Source organism: Microcoleus sp. AT3-D2, assembly GCF_036705715.1.
In the GTDB taxonomy this organism is placed as follows: Bacteria; Cyanobacteriota; Cyanobacteriia; order Cyanobacteriales; family Microcoleaceae; genus Microcoleus.
The window spans coordinates 1-15852 of sequence record NZ_JAUBVE010000060.1 but is presented as its reverse complement, the minus strand read 5'-3'; the positions used below and the strand labels follow the sequence as shown (position 1 = coordinate 15852).

Below are 15852 nucleotides of genomic sequence, written 5' to 3'. Positions count from 1 at the left end.
TGCTTTGTTCTGATTGGGTACTCGGTGAAGAGTAATGTTCATTAGGCTCTACTCATTATTCATTTTGCCCAATGTTAAAAAACATTCCTTTTATCCGAGAAATGCCTTTCTTCGGACAAGTAAACAGGTTGATGAAATATCAGGTTGTTCTCCAGCAGAGCGAAGAAGATTGCGGTGCAGCTTGTCTGGCTTCGATCGCCAAATTTTACGGACAGAATTTTACAATTAGCCGCTTGCGAGAATTTGCCGGCACTGGGCAACAAGGGACGAGTTTACTTGGCTTGAAACAAGGAGCTGAGGCGATCGGCTTTAATGCTCGATCGGTGCGAGCAGCCGCTGCAATTTTAGACAAGCTCGATGATGCCCCTCTACCGATGATTATTCACTGGAGCGGCTATCACTGGGTTGTTTTGTACGGCAAACAGGGCAACAAATATGCGATCGGCGATCCCGCTGTTGGTATGCGCTATGTTTCTAGAGCAGAATTAGCAGCAGCTTGGACAGATTGGCTGTGCTTGCTAGTAGAACCCGATGCTGAGCGGTTTTTTGCGGCAGCAGACGGTCAACCCCCCGCCAATTCCTTACAAAAATGGATGCGCCGGATTGGGATTTACCGCCCGATTTTAATGGAAGCATTTTTGCTGAATGCAGTGTTGGGTTTGCTGTCGATTTCTTCACCTTTTCTAGTTCAAATGCTCACCGACGACATCCTGGTGCGGGGTGACAGACAACTCCTGGCGAGTGTGGCGATCGCAGTTATAGTTATGAACCTTTTTAGCAGCAGTTTAGGATTAGTACAGTCGAACTTAATTGCTCAATTTTCCCAGCGTTTAGAATTGGGATTGGTGATGGAATTTGCGCGCAAATTCCTGCGATTGCCTTTAAATTTTTACGAAACCCGACGCAGTGGCGAAATCGTCAGTAGATTACAAGATATTCAAGAAATTAATAAATTAGTTTCTCAAGTCGCTATCAGCTTACCTAGTCAATTTTTTATAGCTGTAGTTTCTTTTATTTTTATGTTATTTTACAGCAAGAAGCTGACGTTAGCAGCTACAGCTATAGCTCTGTTAATGACTGCCTCTACAGTGGTATTTTTGCCCGCATTGCAGCAAAAAACGCGCAGTTTATTGGTGTTGGAAGCAGAAACTCAAGGCGTTTTAGTAGAAACTTTTAAAGGCGCGCTGACTGTCAAAACTACTAGCAGCGGTCAGCAACTTTGGGAAGAATTTCAAACCCGCTTCGGTCGCTTAGCAAAGCTCACTTTCCGTACTACACAAATTGGCATTCTCAACAATATATTTTCTGGTTTTGTTGCCTCTGCTGGCAGCATTACTCTGCTGTGGCTTGGTAGCGGTTTGGTTATTGACAAGGTATTGAGTATAGGTCAGTTGCTAGCGTTTATTGCCATGAATCAAAACGTTACGACTTGGGTGAATTCGCTAGTAGGATTTACTGATGAGATGACTCGCGTGCAGACAGCTACTCAACGGCTGTCGGAAGTCATCGATGCTGAACCGGAAACTAAAGACGATACGAATAAACCTTTCGTAACGATTCAGAACCGCGACGGTATTGTTTGCAAGAGTGTTAATTTTCACTACCCCGGCAGACTTGACTTACTGGAAAATTTTTCTGTCACATTTCCCGGCGGTCAAGCAATTGCTTTAATCGGCCATTCCGGCTGCGGAAAAAGTACGCTCGCAAAAGTAATTGCGGGTCTGTACCCGCTGCAATCTGGTAATATTAGAATTGGCGGCTACAACTTGCAGGATTTGTCTCTCGACAGTCTCAGACAGCAGGTAGTATTGGTTCCTCAAGAAGCGCATTTTTGGAGCAGATCGATTCTCGAAAATTTTCGATTGGGCAGTCCAGATATCAGCTTTGAACAGATTGTTAAAGTCTGCAAAATTGCGGGGGCGGATGAATTTATCAGCCAATTGCCGGATAAATATCAAACTGTTTTAGGGGAGTTTGGAGCGAATATTTCTGGCGGACAAAGACAGAGATTGGCGATCGCCCGCGCCATTCTCAACAACCCGCCCGTATTGATTTTAGACGAATCTACCGCAGGGCTTGACCCCGCAAGCGAAGCGGAAGTTTTAGAACAATTGTTGATGTATCGGCACGGGAAAACGACGATTTTTATCAGTCACAGGCCACGAGTGATCGATCGCGCCGACTGGATTATCATGTTAGAACGCGGCCGGTTGAAAATGCAAGGCTCGGCTGCCAAATTGCGATCGATTCCAGGAGACCATTTAGAGTTTTTGCATCCTTGAGCTAGTTAATAAAACGACAGGTTGAAATCTGTCGCTACACAAACAAAACCAGCCTGCGCGGTTCGACACCGAGTCAATCGATTTTAGATTTTAGATTTTAGATTTTAGATTGAAGCAAGCGACCCCACGGATAAATTCGGGGGGCAAGTTTCATCGGAGACACGTTTTTTATTTCTGGACGGATGAATCCGGGGGCTTTTATCCTGGAGGCTTTCGGTCAACAGTCAACAGTCAACAGTCAACAGTCAACAATCATTTCGCTCGTGCAACCGGAATTGATATCACTCATGACTAATAACTTCTCTAAGATTCTTGAGCCAAAGTACATCGATCGCACAATCCGAAAAACTCCAAAGTGTGATAATAAATCTTGAAAGAATGAGATTGTTGTAGTTGGCTTTCTAAGTGGTGGACGGGGCATTCGTCGATCGTAATTGACGCGCCACATTCCAGACAAGTTAGGTGGTGTTGGTCTTGGTGGGCGGCACCGTAGAGAGACTCGCCACTAGCGAGGGTTCTGACGTGAACGAACCCCTCTCGCTTTAAACCGTCGAGGGAGCGGTAAACGGTTGCTAAGCCCATGCTTTGGTCGCTGTTACGCAGTTCTAAGTAGATATCTTGCGCTGAGAGCGATCGATTCAGGACTTTGAGCAAGTTTAAAATACGCTCCTGACTGCGGGTGTGGTTGGTTCTCATAATTTTTTTCTCGAATCTGCTGGAATCAAATCTGTCCCTATTTCTAGGCTATCTTACTTGGGCGAACCAAATGGCGATCGGCGCGCAGCTCGGTTGTAGAATACAATGGGGCTAACTTTCACATCACCTACCGCAACATTCCCGTGACTCAGAAATATCTTGCCCAAATCTATGTTACCCTCCGCCCTTCTGTTTTAGATCCCGCCGGCACAGCCGTACAGTCTGGTTTGCAACACATGGGATACGACAATGTTGAGCGCGTGCGTATTGGGAAATACGTTGAATTGACGCTGACTGCTGCTGGTGAGTCGGAGGCCCGCGAACAACTCGATCGCGTTTGCGACCAACTTTTGGCCAATCCAGTGATTGAAAATTATCGCTTTGATTTGACTGAAATTCCTGTTGCTGTGGAGACAGCGGCGGCATAAATGCGATCGCCCCTAGGGTGTGTTTTTAGCCCCGGAGATCCCCCCTAACCCCCCTTAATAAGGGGGGGACAATAGTGTTCAAAGTCTCTATTAAAAAGGCCAGGACAAGAGCGTTCAAAGTCTTCGTTAAAAACACGAAAACTCGGAGCACTCAAAGTCAACCCCTACTCCCGTTCTTAAGGGGGATTTAGGGGGGATCGAGACTTTGATACAAGGGAGAAAAACATAAGATTTTAGTCTTATGTTGACACCTCTTCCCTCTTCCCTCTTCCCTCTTCCTTCTTCCTTCTTCCCTCTTCCTTCTTCCCTCTTCCCTCTTCCTTCAGCTTATGAAATTTGGAGTTATTGTTTTTCCGGGTTCAAATTGCGATCGCGATGTGGTGTGGGTGACTCAAGGGTTACTGCACCAACCAACTCGCATGATTTGGCACGAAGATACCGATATTTCGGATATTGATATCATTGTAATTCCCGGTGGTTTCAGTTACGGAGATTATTTGCGGTGCGGCGCGATCGCCCGTTTTTCTCCGGCGATGCGGGCTACTGCGGAACACGCGAAACAAGGAAAGCTTGTATTAGGCATCTGCAACGGTTTTCAGGTTTTGACTGAAGCTGGTTTGTTGCCCGGTGCTCTGGTGCGGAATGCGGGATTGAATTTTATTTGCGATCGCGCTTCTTTGAAAGTCGAACGCGGTAATACTCGTTGGACTGCGGCTTATACTATGGGTGAAATCATCGATTTGCCGATCGCCCACGGGGAAGGCAACTATTATGCGGATGCGGATACATTAGCAGAACTAGAAGATCACAATCAAGTGCTGTTTCGCTACTGCACTCCGGCGGGCGAAATTAGCAATTCTGGCAATCCCAACGGTTCGTTAAATAATATTGCCGGTATTTGCAATCGCCAAGGCAATGTGTTAGGAATGATGCCGCATCCTGAACGGGCATCCGATCCGATGTTGGGCGAAACAGATGGGGTGAAATTGTTTCAAGGGTTGTTGATGGCAAGTGTTGCTGCTGTTTTGTAGTTCATATTTGCGGTGTCTATAATTTTATGAACAGGCAAGATGCCTGTTCCACAACAGATTAAATTTATTGTGGGGCGGGCAGGAAAGCCCGCTCTTTGCAACAGGCAAGATGCTTGTGCCACAACAGATTAAATTCATCTACAAATAGACATCTCCAATAATTACTGTGGAACAGGCATCCTGCCTGTTATTGACAAGCTTTAACTGGTTCCCAGGCTCCAGCCTGGGAACCTATATCCAGAGGCTCTGCCTCGCTTTAAAGCGACGCACCCTACAAAATTAAAAATGCTAAAATGATTTGAAAGTCAATACATCGGAGAACAGTCCTATGCCTTCACCTTTTCCTGGAATGGACCCCTACTTAGAACACCCCGATTTCTGGCAGGAAACTCACAATCGATTGATTATCGCGATCGCGGATACCATCATGCCTCAAATTCGCCCTAAATATGAGGTGGCAATTGACAAACGAATCTATGAAATTACCGATCTAAATGAAAGTAACGACGAGTCTCTTTTAGTAGGTATCCCCGATGTCGCTATTAAGCGTCAATCTAATAACCCGAATATTCCTACAGGTTCAGTTGCCACTGTAAGTATAACACTTCCGACTACCGTTAAAGTGCCTGCTCCTGAAAAAATTAAACAGACTTACCTGGAAGTGCGAGAAATGGCAACTAAACAAGTTGTCACTGCAATTGAGATCCTTTCTCCTGTGAACAAACGTAGTGGAGAAGGAAGAATTACTTATCTCAAAAAACGCCAGAGTATTTTAGGTAGCTTAACCAATTTAGTGGAAATCGATTTACTACGAAAATGGGAATCTATGCCCATTCTTAATAATTCTATTCAAAGCGACTATCGGGTTTTGGTCAGTCCCAGTAATCGCCGTCCTTTTGCCGAACTTTATGCTTTTAATCTCCGCGATTCTCTACCTATATTTCCGCTTCCCTTGCGTGAGGAAGATGTAGAACCTATTGTTAACTTACCAGAAATATTTGCAGGTATTTACGATCGCGCTGGCTATGATTATCGGAGCGACTATAATCGAGAACCCGTACCGTCTCTCTCGGAAGAAGATCGGGTTTGGGCTACCCAACTTTTGCAAGAAAAAGAACTTCTAGATAATTAATTATATTTTACTTTATCTCCTAGGGGTAGTCGCGCTCGACAATCTCTAAATCAACTTGAAATTTTCGCAGCGACGGACTAAACGGCAGCCGGCAAGATATAATTACTACCAACTTTTGAAAAGAGGAATATTTATTTTATGCCACTAATTGACTTAGCTAATTTTAAAACTAGGGTAATTGGATGCAGTGCGGTGATGGCTATTGGACAAGTTATTTCAAGCGCGATCGCCAATCCGGCAACTCAAGCAGCAGCGGGTATTATTGGCGGCCCGATCGCACTTGGGGGAGTTTCTATTTTAGCAGCGATTGCTGGTAGTCTCGCTGAGACTATGGCCGCTGATGAACTGGCAAATCGGATGACGGAAGGGTTGAGCAAAAATCCGAGGATTCTCGATAATCACGATTTGATTAAGGCGGCGGGTGAGGCGATCGGCTATATTTTGAGAGAGGTTGCGAAGTCCGATCGACTAATTGCGATCGCCGAAACCAAAAAATTGCCTTATCCAGAAACATCACTCAGTCAATTAGCCGAGAAAACTCCTGAATACTGGCTGGATATTAACACGAATACAGCCGATTTGTCAAGGGGTTTAAATATTTCCGAAGACCAGTTAACCAAGATTTTTTCTGCGGATGTCGAGGAGTTCGATCGAGTTACCGGATTGACAACGGCAGATTGGGCAACTTTCCTCAACGAATTCGCGGCCAGCGAGGGGAAATCCTTCGATGCGGAAATTGTGGAATTTGTGGCGGACAAGCTGTACGCAACTTTCCCGAAAGCGTACCGCGAAGTGCTGAAAATGGATGCGGCGAAGGGAGGAGAAAAGTTTGCGGCGATGCTGTTGAATCTGCACCAAATTGCTTTGGCGGAACTCAAAAAATTGGGGCTGCGAAATGGGGAAATTCTGGACAAATTGGAGGCCGTGGCGACTGGGCAGCAGATTTGTCAAGTGATGGGGAAATTGGAATCCATAGAAATTGGCATCCGATCCGATTTGGCGCAGGTTCAGAATTTGCTGGAACGATTTGTTGATACTTCCGCGCCCCGATTGCCGCTTCCCTACGAGTGCGAAACGATTATTCAAGACCGCACTCAAGACTTTACCGGCCGCCGATTTGTCTTTGAAGCAATTATCGAATTTTTGCAGAAAAATCCCAAAGGATATTTTGTTTTAGAAGCAGATCCGGGTGTCGGGAAAACTTCAATTATGGCCAAGTTAGTGCTGCTGCTGAAGCGGCGCTGCGTTGCCCATTTTAACTCGCAATCTCAAGGCATTGTCCGTGCCGAACAATTTCTGGAAAATGCCTGTACTCAGTTAATTAGACGCTATCAACTAAATTATCCGCAACTGCCGGAAAATGCTACCAGAGATGGCAACTTTCTCAGTCGATTGTTGGGGGAAGTCAGCGCTCAATTGGGTGGCAAAAAGTTGATTTTCGTGGTGGATGCCCTGGATGAAGTCGATCTCAGTTTGCAGGGGCGCGGCAGCAATGTCCTCTATTTGCCTGATGCTTTGCCGGATAATGTTTATTTTATTGTCTCGAAGCAGCCGAAAACTCTGCCTTTGCCAAATTATGAGCCTTTTGATTTGATGCAGTACAGTGCAGAAAGTTTGGCGGATGTCAAGCTTTATATTGACAAACGCACCAGCAACAGCGCGTCTATTCAGAGTTGGATTAACCGTCAAAATTTGCAGCGCGAACAGTTTGTGGCGGCGGTGGCGGAAAAAAGCCAGAATAATTTTATGTACCTGCGCTATGTGCTGAATGATATCGATAGCGGCAAGTACAGCGATGTGAATTTGCAAGATTTGCCGAGGGAGTTGGAAGGATATTATGAGAAGCATTGGGCGCGGATGGAAATGGCGGTTAAAGATAAGGAATTGCGCCGCCGGAAGTTGAAGGTGATTTATTTGTTGACCAAAACTCGCAAGCCGGTTTCCTGCGATATTTTGGCGGATTTTGCTGAGGAAGATGCTTTAGATTTGCAGGAAGTTCTGGATGATTGGGAACAGTTTCTGCGCCGTAGCAGCGACACTCCGCCGGATTACAGTATTTATCACGCGAGTTTCCAAAGATTTCTGCATCGTAAGGATGTAGTGCAGAAAGCTGGGGTGTCGCTGCGGGATATCGAAACGGCGATTTCTGATAATTTGTGGGAGGATTTGTACGGCGATGAGTAAGTTTAAAGAACGGTTGGGGAAACTGTCGCCGAAAAAGCGGCTTTATGCTTTGGAAACTCTGCCGGGGCATTTGGCAGAGAGTGTTCAAGGGGAACGGCTGCATCAGTTGTTGACGGATTTTGATTTTATTGAGGCGAAGTTGGATGCGGTGGGGGTTCAAGCGTTAATTGAGGATTACGATTTGGCGATAGTTTCTGATGTTTTGCTATCGCCGGAGCAAACTGAAAGTTTGCGGTTGATTCAAGGGGCAATTCGGAAGTCGGCGCACGTTTTGGAGAGGGATAAAACGCAATTGGCAGGGCATTTGTTGGGGAGGTTGCTACCTGATGAAATAACTATGATTATAGATGAATCTAAGTATTTTTGGGAGTATTTACCATTAATTTCTAGATTTTCCCCCCGTAAACCTGTCAAAAAAGTGACGGAAAAAATCTCATCTCCTGATGACATTCAAGCCATGCTAGAACAAGCAAAGCAGTCGAAAAATACTCCTTGGCTGCGGCCTTTGAAGGCTAATCTGGAAAGGGCAAATGAGGGTGCGCTGCAGACGCTTGCCGGTCATACTGACGGGGTAAAAGCAGTCGCGATCGCACCAGACGGCAAACGAGTGATTTCGGCTTCAGGGGATAAAACCCTGAAAATCTGGGACATCGACAGTGGCACGGAACTCAGAACTCTCATCGGTCATACTGGCGAGGTATGGGGAGTAGCGATCGCACCGGACGGCAAACGAGCAATTTCGGCTTCAGAGGATAAAACCCTGAAAATCTGGGACATCGACAGTGGCACGGAACTCAGAACTCTCGCGGGTCATACTGACTTCGTATGGGGAGTAGCGATCGCACCAGACGGCAAACGAGCAATTTCGGCTTCAAAGGATAAAACCCTGAAAATCTGGGACATCGACAGTGGCACTGAACTCAGAACTCTCATCGGTCATACTTATGCGGTAACAGCAGTCGCGATCGCACCAGACGGCAAACGAGCGATTTCGGCTTCAGGCGATAAGAAAATCTGGGATGGGGATAGAACCCTGAAAATTTGGGACATCGACAGTGGCACAGAATTGAGAACTATCATCGGTCATTTTAGGTCGGTATTATCAGTTGCGATCGCACCAGATGGGAAACGAGCAATTTCGGCTTCATGGGATAAAACCCTGAAAATCTGGGACATCGACAGTGGCAGGGAATTGAGAACTCTCACCGGTCATATTGTTGTAGTATTTGCCGTTGCGATCGCACCCGACGGCAAACGAGTGATTTCCGCTTCAAGGGATCGCACTCTCAAAATCTGGGACATCGACAATGGAAGAGAATTGAGAACTCTCACCGGTCATACTTATGCGGTAACAGCAGTCGCGATCGCACCCGACGGCAAGCGAGCAATTTCCGCTTCAAACGATCGAACCCTTAAAATCTGGGACATTGACAGCGACAGGGAATTGAGAACTATCGCTGGTAATATTCGGGAGGTAAATGCAGTCGCGATCTCACCCGACGGCAAGACAGTGATTTCGGCTTCAAGGGATAAAACCCTCAAAATCTGGGACACAGACACCGGTAGGGAACTGAAAGCTCTCATCGGTCATACTAACTTGGTATATGCAGTCGCGATCGCACCCGACGGCAAGCGAGCAATTTCCGGTTCCTGGGATAAAACCCTGAAAATCTGGGACACAAACAGTGGCAAGGAACTGAGAACTATGACTGGTCATACTAAGCCGGTAAATGCAGTCACAATCGCACCAGACAGCAAGACAGCGATTTCGGCTTCAAGGGATTACACCCTCAAAATCTGGGACATCTACAATGGAAGGAAATTGAGAACTATGACGGGTCATACTGAGTCGGTAAATGCAGTCGCGATCGCACCCGACGGCAAGACAGCGATTTCGGCTTCAGACGATAACACCCTCAAAATCTGGGACATAAACAGCGGCAGGGAACTGAAAACTCTCACCGGTCATACTAGCGAGGTATTGGGAGTAGCGATCGCACCAGACAGTAATACAGCGATTTCCGCTTCAAACGATCGAACCCTAAAAATCTGGGACATAAACAACGGCAGGGAACTGAGAATTCTCACAGGTCATACTGACTGCGTATGGGGAGTAGCGATCGCATCTGACGGCCAACTCGCAATTTCAGCTTCAGACGATAAAACCGTGAAAATCTGGGATCTGCTTAGTGGCAATGAGGTTGCTAGTTTCAGCGGCGATGGTGCGTTTACTTGCTGTGCGATCGCCCCTGATGGACTGACAGTTGTAGCGGGCGATCGATCGGGCCGGGTGCATTTCCTGCGATTGGAGGGAGTTAGCGGCGGGCGATAATCGGATTTTTGGGTCGATTCGGGCGATCTAATTTGAAATCCTCGGCGGTTGGAATCCCGGCGGTTAGAAACCGCCTCTACACAAACGATGTCCGCCTCCGCGGACGAAGAGGGTATTCGGAGATTGAAAATCATCGGGTGAAATCTTCAACCCGCGAAGGCGGGTTTTGTCTGTATAGACGCGGTTTCAACCGCTGGGTTTTATGGGTTTCAACCGCCGGGTTTTTGGTGGATGGGCGATCGGATTTTTTGTTGATCGGGCGATCGAATTTGAGAGAAATGTGCGATCGGGTTTTTGGGTGGATGGGCGATCGAGTTTTTGGTGGATGGGCGATCGGGCTATAATACAGAAAACTTGACAACAAAAATGAATGTCATGAGAGAGTTAATCCAACAAGAATTAGAAAAGTTCGATCAAGAACAACTCCAACAAGTATTTGAATTTATTAGCTTCCTGAAATTCCGTGCCAGATTAGTGACTATTCCTGCGATCGATGAAACTAACTTAGCTGCACTCTACAGCGAATTTGCCGAAGAAGACCGACAACTGGCGGAACTCGGAATCAGCGAATATTCAGAACTCCTCAAACATGAGGATTTGGCATGACAATCAGACGAGGTGAAATCTGGATTGCCAACCTCGATCCCACACAAGGTTCCGAACAAGCAGGCGTGCGTCCCACAATTATTTTTCAAAACGATACAATTTCGAGATACACAACTACTGTTATCAGTATTCCTCTCACAACTAATCTGCGCCGTGCCTCTCTTCCTTCCTGTGTTTTGATTCCCGGCGGCGAGGGAGGATTGACTCAAGATTCTGTTGCATTGTGCCATCAACTGCGAGTTTTGGATAAAACAAGATTGCGAAATAAAATTGGTGAAGTCAATCCAGAGATACTGGTACAATTAGAAAATATCATATTATTTACCTTGGGTTACTTGCCTTAAAAAGAGCGAGCGATTTTTATTTCCCAGAGATAGTATTTGGATCGACTTTTAGGGAAAGGGGCGATCGAATTTGAGAGAAATGTGCGATCGGGTTTTTAGGTTTCAGGGCGATCGAATTTGATTTGTTAGTCCGTTAGTTCATCCGCGCAGTCGGGGCTAGTTGGTTCGTTGCCGAGTCCGCCAGGGGTTGAAACCCCTGTCTCATAGCGAAAGTCCTCTGAAAGAGGACTGAAGAGTTAGTTGATGTGTATCGGTTTCATGCGAATTTTCAGTCGGATTCAACCGACTTTAGCTATGAGACGGGGGTTTCAACCCCCGGCGGGCTGTGTCACAAAGCAGACAAATTTTCAGTCGGTTTCAGGGCGATCGAATTTGAGAGAAATGTGCGATCGGGTTTTTGTGTTGATTGGGGCGATCGGATTTTTGGCTTTATGGGCGATCGGGTTTTTTGTTGATCGGGCGATCGAATTTGAGAGAAATGTGCGATCTGGCAATAAGTTGTTCACCAATAAGTGATTAATGGAAACCCGATTAGTGCGATCGTTACTTGTTTCTCTGATTCTATCAGGTTCAAAAAGATTGTGAGTAAAATAAACGGGGTTTGCGTCAGTTGTTTTTGTAAGTGAGTCTGGTAAAATGTTGGTAACATATTTTTTGGAATAGGCAATCGTGTAATAATTCTGCTGCCTATCTTTTTTTACCACAACACAGCTCAATCCTTACCCCGTCTGGATTTGGGGCGGGTTGTCACCCCCCCAGCACACTAACAATCCTATTTTTTAATAGTCGCTTGCAAATAAAGCAGCGGGTCTTCAGCAACCCAACCCAAACCGGAATTGTACCGAACTTCAAAATGCAAATGAGATGGCGGAATGTCCCGTTTTCCCGTCGTCCCCACAGTTCCCAAAACTTCTCCAGACTGCACTTTTTGACCGACTTTTACGGCAATATCTTTCAAATGAGCGTAGCGCGTTTGCTTCCCCGCTTCATGGTTCACCACCACTAAATTCCCGTAATCCCCCTGCGGCCCGGCAAAGGCGACAGTCCCTTCGCCCGCGGCCAAAACCTGCGTACCCTCCGACGCCAAAAAATCTACGCCACTGTGGAAAAAAAATTCGCGTCGCGCCGGATGCAATTGCCGCCCGTAACGCAAAGCTTCCACTGCTGGGGCGGGCAGCGGAAATCCTTCCACCGATGGCGTTGCATCGGGATTAATAGAAGGCCCGATCGACCTATTCACCGCAGGCACAAACACCGTTTTCCCCAAAGGCCTGCACCCATTCGCCTCAAATAGCAAATCTGCAGGTACTTTGTAAGCTTCTGCCAGTTTTTGCCAATTCGAGCCCGCAGGCACTTCTACCTCGATGCCACTGTACGGAGGAATGACGATCGCACTTCCAGCAGATACTCCACCGCCCCGCAACATCGGATTTATGCCGCTCAGCGCCGCAGGACTCACATTGTACTGCCGCGCGATGCTTTCTATTGTTTCGCCCTGGGCCACAGTGTGGCGGCGCAACCGAGACATAGCCGGACTCGGGCAATCGCGGGCGGGGTCGGGGTTTTCTACAGGTGTACCTAAAGGAAGATTTGCAGGTGGGATTTCGGTATTTGCCGCCGTTTTCCCAACGGGTGCGATCGACCAAATTAGTGCAGAAATCAGCGGAAATAAGCGTTTAAAAGTCATTATGTACATAAAAAACTATTCATTTCGGACAGTTGACAATTTTAAAATCCTGTGAAACTGCATATTTGAAAGCTCTAGCCACCCCCCAGACTGTAAATCCCAGGCTAAGCCAAGTTAGGATGAGAATTATTAGTTTGATTCGCTCTTGGCAAATCCGGCAAAATTGCCTGTGATGCCGATGGGCGCCTGCCTGTTAACAGCTATGTTCATAAGGAAGCGGTACGCCCCGCCCCGCTTCCTTCCCGTCGCCAAGACAAAAAAGCTTGATTCGGAACCTGTCTGCGGGGATGAGGTATTTAGCGGGAGTTATTAAATGAGTTTATCTTTTAAGCAAGCGACCCTTTATGTGACTTTGCTGTCAATCGGCGGAGGTATGGGATGGTTGGGAAATCGCTATCTGCAAGGCTCAAACAATCTGGAAACCGGATTGGTCTTGCCAGTAGTACGCCAGCAAATCCCACCTTATGCGTCTCCTCCAGTTCTGGAAAATCAACCGGTTGATCGCAGCAATCCCAATTTTATTGCTGAAGCAGCCGAAAAAGTCGGCCCGGCTGTAGTGCGGATTGACGCCTCAAGCAAGGTGGCGAATCAAGTGCCGGAAGCTTTCAAAAATCCTTTGTTTCGTCGGTTTTTTGGGGAGAATTTGCCGCAGCCGGAAGAACGAGTCAAGAGAGGTACGGGTTCCGGGTTTATTCTCACTTCGGACGGCCGCATCGTCACTAATGCTCACGTTGTCTCCGGGACGGATACTGTCAAGGTGACGCTCAAAGACGGCCGCGAGTTTGAGGGTAAGGTGCAGGGAGTCGATCCGCTGACGGATGTCGCTGTGGTTAAGATTAATGCTAAGGAACTGCCGCAGGTGGCTTTGGGTCGATCGGACAATATTGTACCGGGACAGTGGGCGATCGCGATCGGCAATCCTTTAGGTCTCGACAATACCGTGACTGTGGGCATTATCAGCGCTACGGGTCGATCGAGTTCCCAAGTCGGCATCCCCGACAAGCGAGTCCGCTTCATCCAAACCGACGCAGCCATCAACCCCGGCAATTCTGGCGGCCCACTGCTCAATGACCAAGGCGAAGTAATTGGCATCAATACCGCCATTCGCGCCGACGCTCAGGGCTTGGGATTTGCAATTCCGATCGAAACCGCCAAACGAATTTCCGATCAGCTATTCGCCAAAGGTAAAGCCGAACATCCCTATCTCGGCATTCAAATGGTCAGCTTGACTGCAGCCACCAAGGCAGAACTCAACAAACAGCTCGATAATAATAAAATTACCCTCGATCGAGGCGTAGCCGTGACGCGAGTCGTGGAAAATTCCCCCGCTCAAAAAGCCGACTTGCGCGCCGGAGATGTCATTCAAAAAGTTGACGGAATTGCGGTTAACACTCCTGGGGACGTGCAAGAACGGGTGGAAAACACTGCTGTGGGCAAAGAACTCGAAGTGGAAATTAACCGTTTGGGTCAAGTTCAGAACATTAAAGTACGTCCGGGTGCTTTTCCGATATCGGGTAGCTCGGCCGGTGGGTAATACCATTTCCGATTTTCGATTAAAGAATTGGGAATGACTTACGGGATAAGGATTTGGAGCTTACTTCCAGTTGCATTCTTTTGTGAAACTGGTATTTATTTGCAAACGGTGGAGGATGAAAGATAAATCTGATGCTTTATAGTCCTGGACGCAGGAACCGGGTTTTTTCACCAAAATCCTCGGTGTAGCGCAAGGGATACCCGGTTAACAGCCCGGTTTCTTAATTCCCTGTGCTTCCACGATTCAGGATTATGGGTTTTTCGGAACAACTTTCATCTTTCTGGCTTCCTCTACCCGTTGATCTTTTTACTTGTCTTTGGGTGAGTTTGGTTGAATCGAGCTGGTGCTTGCTAAATTTTCTTCTAGGTGCATCCTCTGCTCCATTTGCCTCAAAAAATAGCCTGTCATCATCGCTGAAGCTAGCAAACCTGCTAAGTTTTCGCGATCGGTGGTAATTTCGACGTTAAAATTTTCTGAAGGCAAAACGCCGACAAGTCCTTGAACGTTATGAGAGATTATTTCTCTGATGTCGGGGCTGACGGACTTGGCGACGCGGGCTAGAACCTCCGGGGATTGGTGTTGGAGGTACTTCAGCAGTGGATTGACTGCGGTTTGTTGGGCATTGGATGTGTCAAAGTCAGGGTGAAAAACCATTTGGCGATTCTTAATTTCTGGCTGGTTACATTCTACTTCAAACTACTCATCATTGCTTGGGTACAAATTTGCCTGAAAGTCAATTTGCAATTGTTTTGGCAGTTGGTCTACTTGAAAGTACCGATGAAATTTCTCGGTAACTTGTAACCAATATGACCGCCCCTCACTCGGTCGCCGTTTGCGGACAAAACCCATTTCTACAAGTTCCTGCACTTGTTGGTAAGCGCCTGAACCTCGCAAGTTAACTAAGTCTGGCTGAGCGATGCCGCCTTTGAGGGCGATCGCAGCCAGCGTCCGCAAAGCTCCCACACCTAATTCTGGAGGTATTAAAGTTTGCATTAAACTGGCAAACTCTTCTCTGAGTTGCAGGCTGTATCCTGTGGGGGTTTCGACGACTTCTAATGCACTGTCGCGGTGGGACGAGTCAGACATGAGTTCGATGATGGCGTCTTCGGCTTCGGCTCGATCGCACTTGGCAATCTCGGCGATTTCTGCGATCGACACTGGCTGACCTTTTAAGTAAAGTATGGCTTCTATTGTTGTGGCTAAGCGAGTCATTTGGGAATTAGTAACGAGGAATTGGGACGTTGAAAGAAAAAAGAAGAAGCAAGGAAGAAGAAGGACTCAGGAAAACAACAGTTATCCGTATTTCCGTAACTTCCGTGTCGTGAATAATGAGAGTTAGGAATAAACATTCCCCTTACACAAATTATTAATATTGTAGGTTAAGCTGTTGTGCATTTAAAATGCGTGTTTCAGAGGTTGAAACCCAATACTTGCTTAGATAGCCTCGAAAATTTAAATGATGAACAGCTTAGGTTGAGAAACAAAACCTACACTATTAATTTTCGGCGTTGCTGAATCGGCTCTCCTGAGTTTATGGTGTAAAATAGATCAACCAATACAGTTATAGTGATGAGCTTTCATTTAGACTATCTATGT

15 protein-coding genes are annotated in these 15852 nt (G+C 46.8%); 11 read left to right on the top strand and 4 right to left on the bottom strand.

All coding sequences use genetic code 11. From position 1 onward, the window contains the following. Positions 1–71: 71 nt before the first annotated feature. Positions 72–2282, top strand: a complete 2211-nt coding sequence (locus QUB44_RS21835; protein ID WP_333370719.1) for a peptidase domain-containing ABC transporter — start codon at positions 72–74, stop codon at positions 2280–2282. Positions 2283–2585: 303 nt separating this feature from the next. Here QUB44_RS21835 and QUB44_RS21830 read toward each other — a convergent pair whose 3' ends face one another. Beyond that, entirely contained in the window at positions 2586–2978 is a 393-nt protein-coding gene (locus tag QUB44_RS21830) for a Fur family transcriptional regulator (RefSeq protein ID WP_172184862.1), read from the bottom strand. 143 nt (positions 2979–3121) lie between these two features. Here QUB44_RS21830 and purS point away from each other — a divergent pair, with 143 nt between their 5' ends. From purS to QUB44_RS21785, 9 genes are all read left to right on the top strand, one after another. Further along, positions 3122–3406, top strand: coding sequence for a phosphoribosylformylglycinamidine synthase subunit PurS (purS, locus tag QUB44_RS21825; protein WP_333042010.1), 285 nt, complete (start codon positions 3122–3124; stop codon positions 3404–3406). 329 nt (positions 3407–3735) lie between these two features. Then, positions 3736–4437 carry a phosphoribosylformylglycinamidine synthase subunit PurQ gene (purQ, locus tag QUB44_RS21820; RefSeq protein WP_333370717.1) on the top strand — a complete coding sequence of 234 codons (702 nt, stop codon included), beginning with the start codon at positions 3736–3738 and terminating at the stop codon, positions 4435–4437. A 328-nt stretch (positions 4438–4765) separates the two neighbouring features. Then, positions 4766–5569 carry a DUF4058 family protein gene (locus tag QUB44_RS21815; RefSeq protein ID WP_333370715.1) on the top strand — a complete coding sequence of 268 codons (804 nt, stop codon included), beginning with the start codon at positions 4766–4768 and terminating at the stop codon, positions 5567–5569. Between the two features lie 138 nt (positions 5570–5707). Next, complete coding sequence (locus QUB44_RS21810; RefSeq protein WP_333370713.1) at positions 5708–7753, top strand: ATP-binding protein; 2046 nt, start codon at positions 5708–5710, stop codon at positions 7751–7753. Then, positions 7746–10085, top strand: a complete 2340-nt coding sequence (locus QUB44_RS21805; protein ID WP_333370710.1) for a beta-propeller domain-containing protein — start codon at positions 7746–7748, stop codon at positions 10083–10085. Before QUB44_RS21810 ends, QUB44_RS21805 begins: the two co-directional genes overlap by 8 nt. 137 nt (positions 10086–10222) lie before the next feature. Further along, positions 10223–10429: a hypothetical protein gene (locus QUB44_RS21800; RefSeq protein ID WP_333370708.1), complete on the top strand. Its 207-nt coding sequence runs from the start codon at positions 10223–10225 to the stop codon at positions 10427–10429. Between the two features lie 22 nt (positions 10430–10451). Beyond that, entirely contained in the window at positions 10452–10691 is a 240-nt protein-coding gene (locus tag QUB44_RS21795) for a hypothetical protein (protein WP_333370707.1), read from the top strand. Then, positions 10688–11035 (top strand): type II toxin-antitoxin system PemK/MazF family toxin, encoded by a 348-nt coding sequence (locus QUB44_RS21790; protein ID WP_333157691.1) that lies wholly within the window; start codon positions 10688–10690, stop codon positions 11033–11035. Before QUB44_RS21795 ends, QUB44_RS21790 begins: the two co-directional genes overlap by 4 nt. 258 nt (positions 11036–11293) lie before the next feature. After that, entirely contained in the window at positions 11294–11551 is a 258-nt protein-coding gene (locus tag QUB44_RS21785; protein ID WP_333370705.1) for a hypothetical protein, read from the top strand. A gap of 256 nt (positions 11552–11807) precedes the next feature. On the opposite strand, the gene QUB44_RS21780 is transcribed toward QUB44_RS21785, so the two are convergent. Continuing rightward, complete coding sequence (locus QUB44_RS21780) at positions 11808–12722, bottom strand: peptidoglycan DD-metalloendopeptidase family protein (RefSeq protein WP_445299920.1); 915 nt, start codon at positions 12720–12722, stop codon at positions 11808–11810. A 313-nt stretch (positions 12723–13035) separates the two neighbouring features. On the opposite strand from QUB44_RS21780, the gene QUB44_RS21775 reads away from it, so the two are divergent. Further along, complete coding sequence (locus QUB44_RS21775; protein WP_333370700.1) at positions 13036–14256, top strand: HhoA/HhoB/HtrA family serine endopeptidase; 1221 nt, start codon at positions 13036–13038, stop codon at positions 14254–14256. A gap of 306 nt (positions 14257–14562) precedes the next feature. Here the strand turns inward: QUB44_RS21775 and QUB44_RS21770 are convergent, their stop codons facing one another. Beyond that, positions 14563–14910, bottom strand: a complete 348-nt coding sequence (locus QUB44_RS21770) for a DUF760 domain-containing protein (protein ID WP_006635907.1) — start codon at positions 14908–14910, stop codon at positions 14563–14565. A gap of 42 nt (positions 14911–14952) precedes the next feature. Continuing rightward, positions 14953–15468 carry an SMC-Scp complex subunit ScpB gene (scpB, locus tag QUB44_RS21765; RefSeq protein WP_333250817.1) on the bottom strand — a complete coding sequence of 172 codons (516 nt, stop codon included), beginning with the start codon at positions 15466–15468 and terminating at the stop codon, positions 14953–14955. Positions 15469–15852: the final 384 nt, after the last annotated feature.

Coding starts and splice junctions, on each gene's coding strand:
- QUB44_RS21835 (WP_333370719.1), top strand. CDS start 72: ATGTTAAAAAACATTCCTTTTATCCGAGAAATGCCTTTCTTCGGACAA.
- QUB44_RS21830 (WP_172184862.1), bottom strand. CDS start 2,978: ATGAGAACCAACCACACCCGCAGTCAGGAGCGTATTTTAAACTTGCTC.
- purQ (WP_333370717.1), top strand. CDS start 3,736: ATGAAATTTGGAGTTATTGTTTTTCCGGGTTCAAATTGCGATCGCGAT.
- QUB44_RS21815 (WP_333370715.1), top strand. CDS start 4,766: ATGCCTTCACCTTTTCCTGGAATGGACCCCTACTTAGAACACCCCGAT.
- QUB44_RS21810 (WP_333370713.1), top strand. CDS start 5,708: ATGCCACTAATTGACTTAGCTAATTTTAAAACTAGGGTAATTGGATGC.
- QUB44_RS21805 (WP_333370710.1), top strand. CDS start 7,746: ATGAGTAAGTTTAAAGAACGGTTGGGGAAACTGTCGCCGAAAAAGCGG.
- QUB44_RS21795 (WP_333370707.1), top strand. CDS start 10,452: ATGAATGTCATGAGAGAGTTAATCCAACAAGAATTAGAAAAGTTCGAT.
- QUB44_RS21790 (WP_333157691.1), top strand. CDS start 10,688: ATGACAATCAGACGAGGTGAAATCTGGATTGCCAACCTCGATCCCACA.
- QUB44_RS21785 (WP_333370705.1), top strand. CDS start 11,294: ATGCGAATTTTCAGTCGGATTCAACCGACTTTAGCTATGAGACGGGGG.
- QUB44_RS21780 (WP_445299920.1), bottom strand. CDS start 12,722: ATGACTTTTAAACGCTTATTTCCGCTGATTTCTGCACTAATTTGGTCG.
- QUB44_RS21775 (WP_333370700.1), top strand. CDS start 13,036: ATGAGTTTATCTTTTAAGCAAGCGACCCTTTATGTGACTTTGCTGTCA.
- QUB44_RS21770 (WP_006635907.1), bottom strand. CDS start 14,910: ATGGTTTTTCACCCTGACTTTGACACATCCAATGCCCAACAAACCGCA.
- scpB (WP_333250817.1), bottom strand. CDS start 15,468: ATGACTCGCTTAGCCACAACAATAGAAGCCATACTTTACTTAAAAGGT.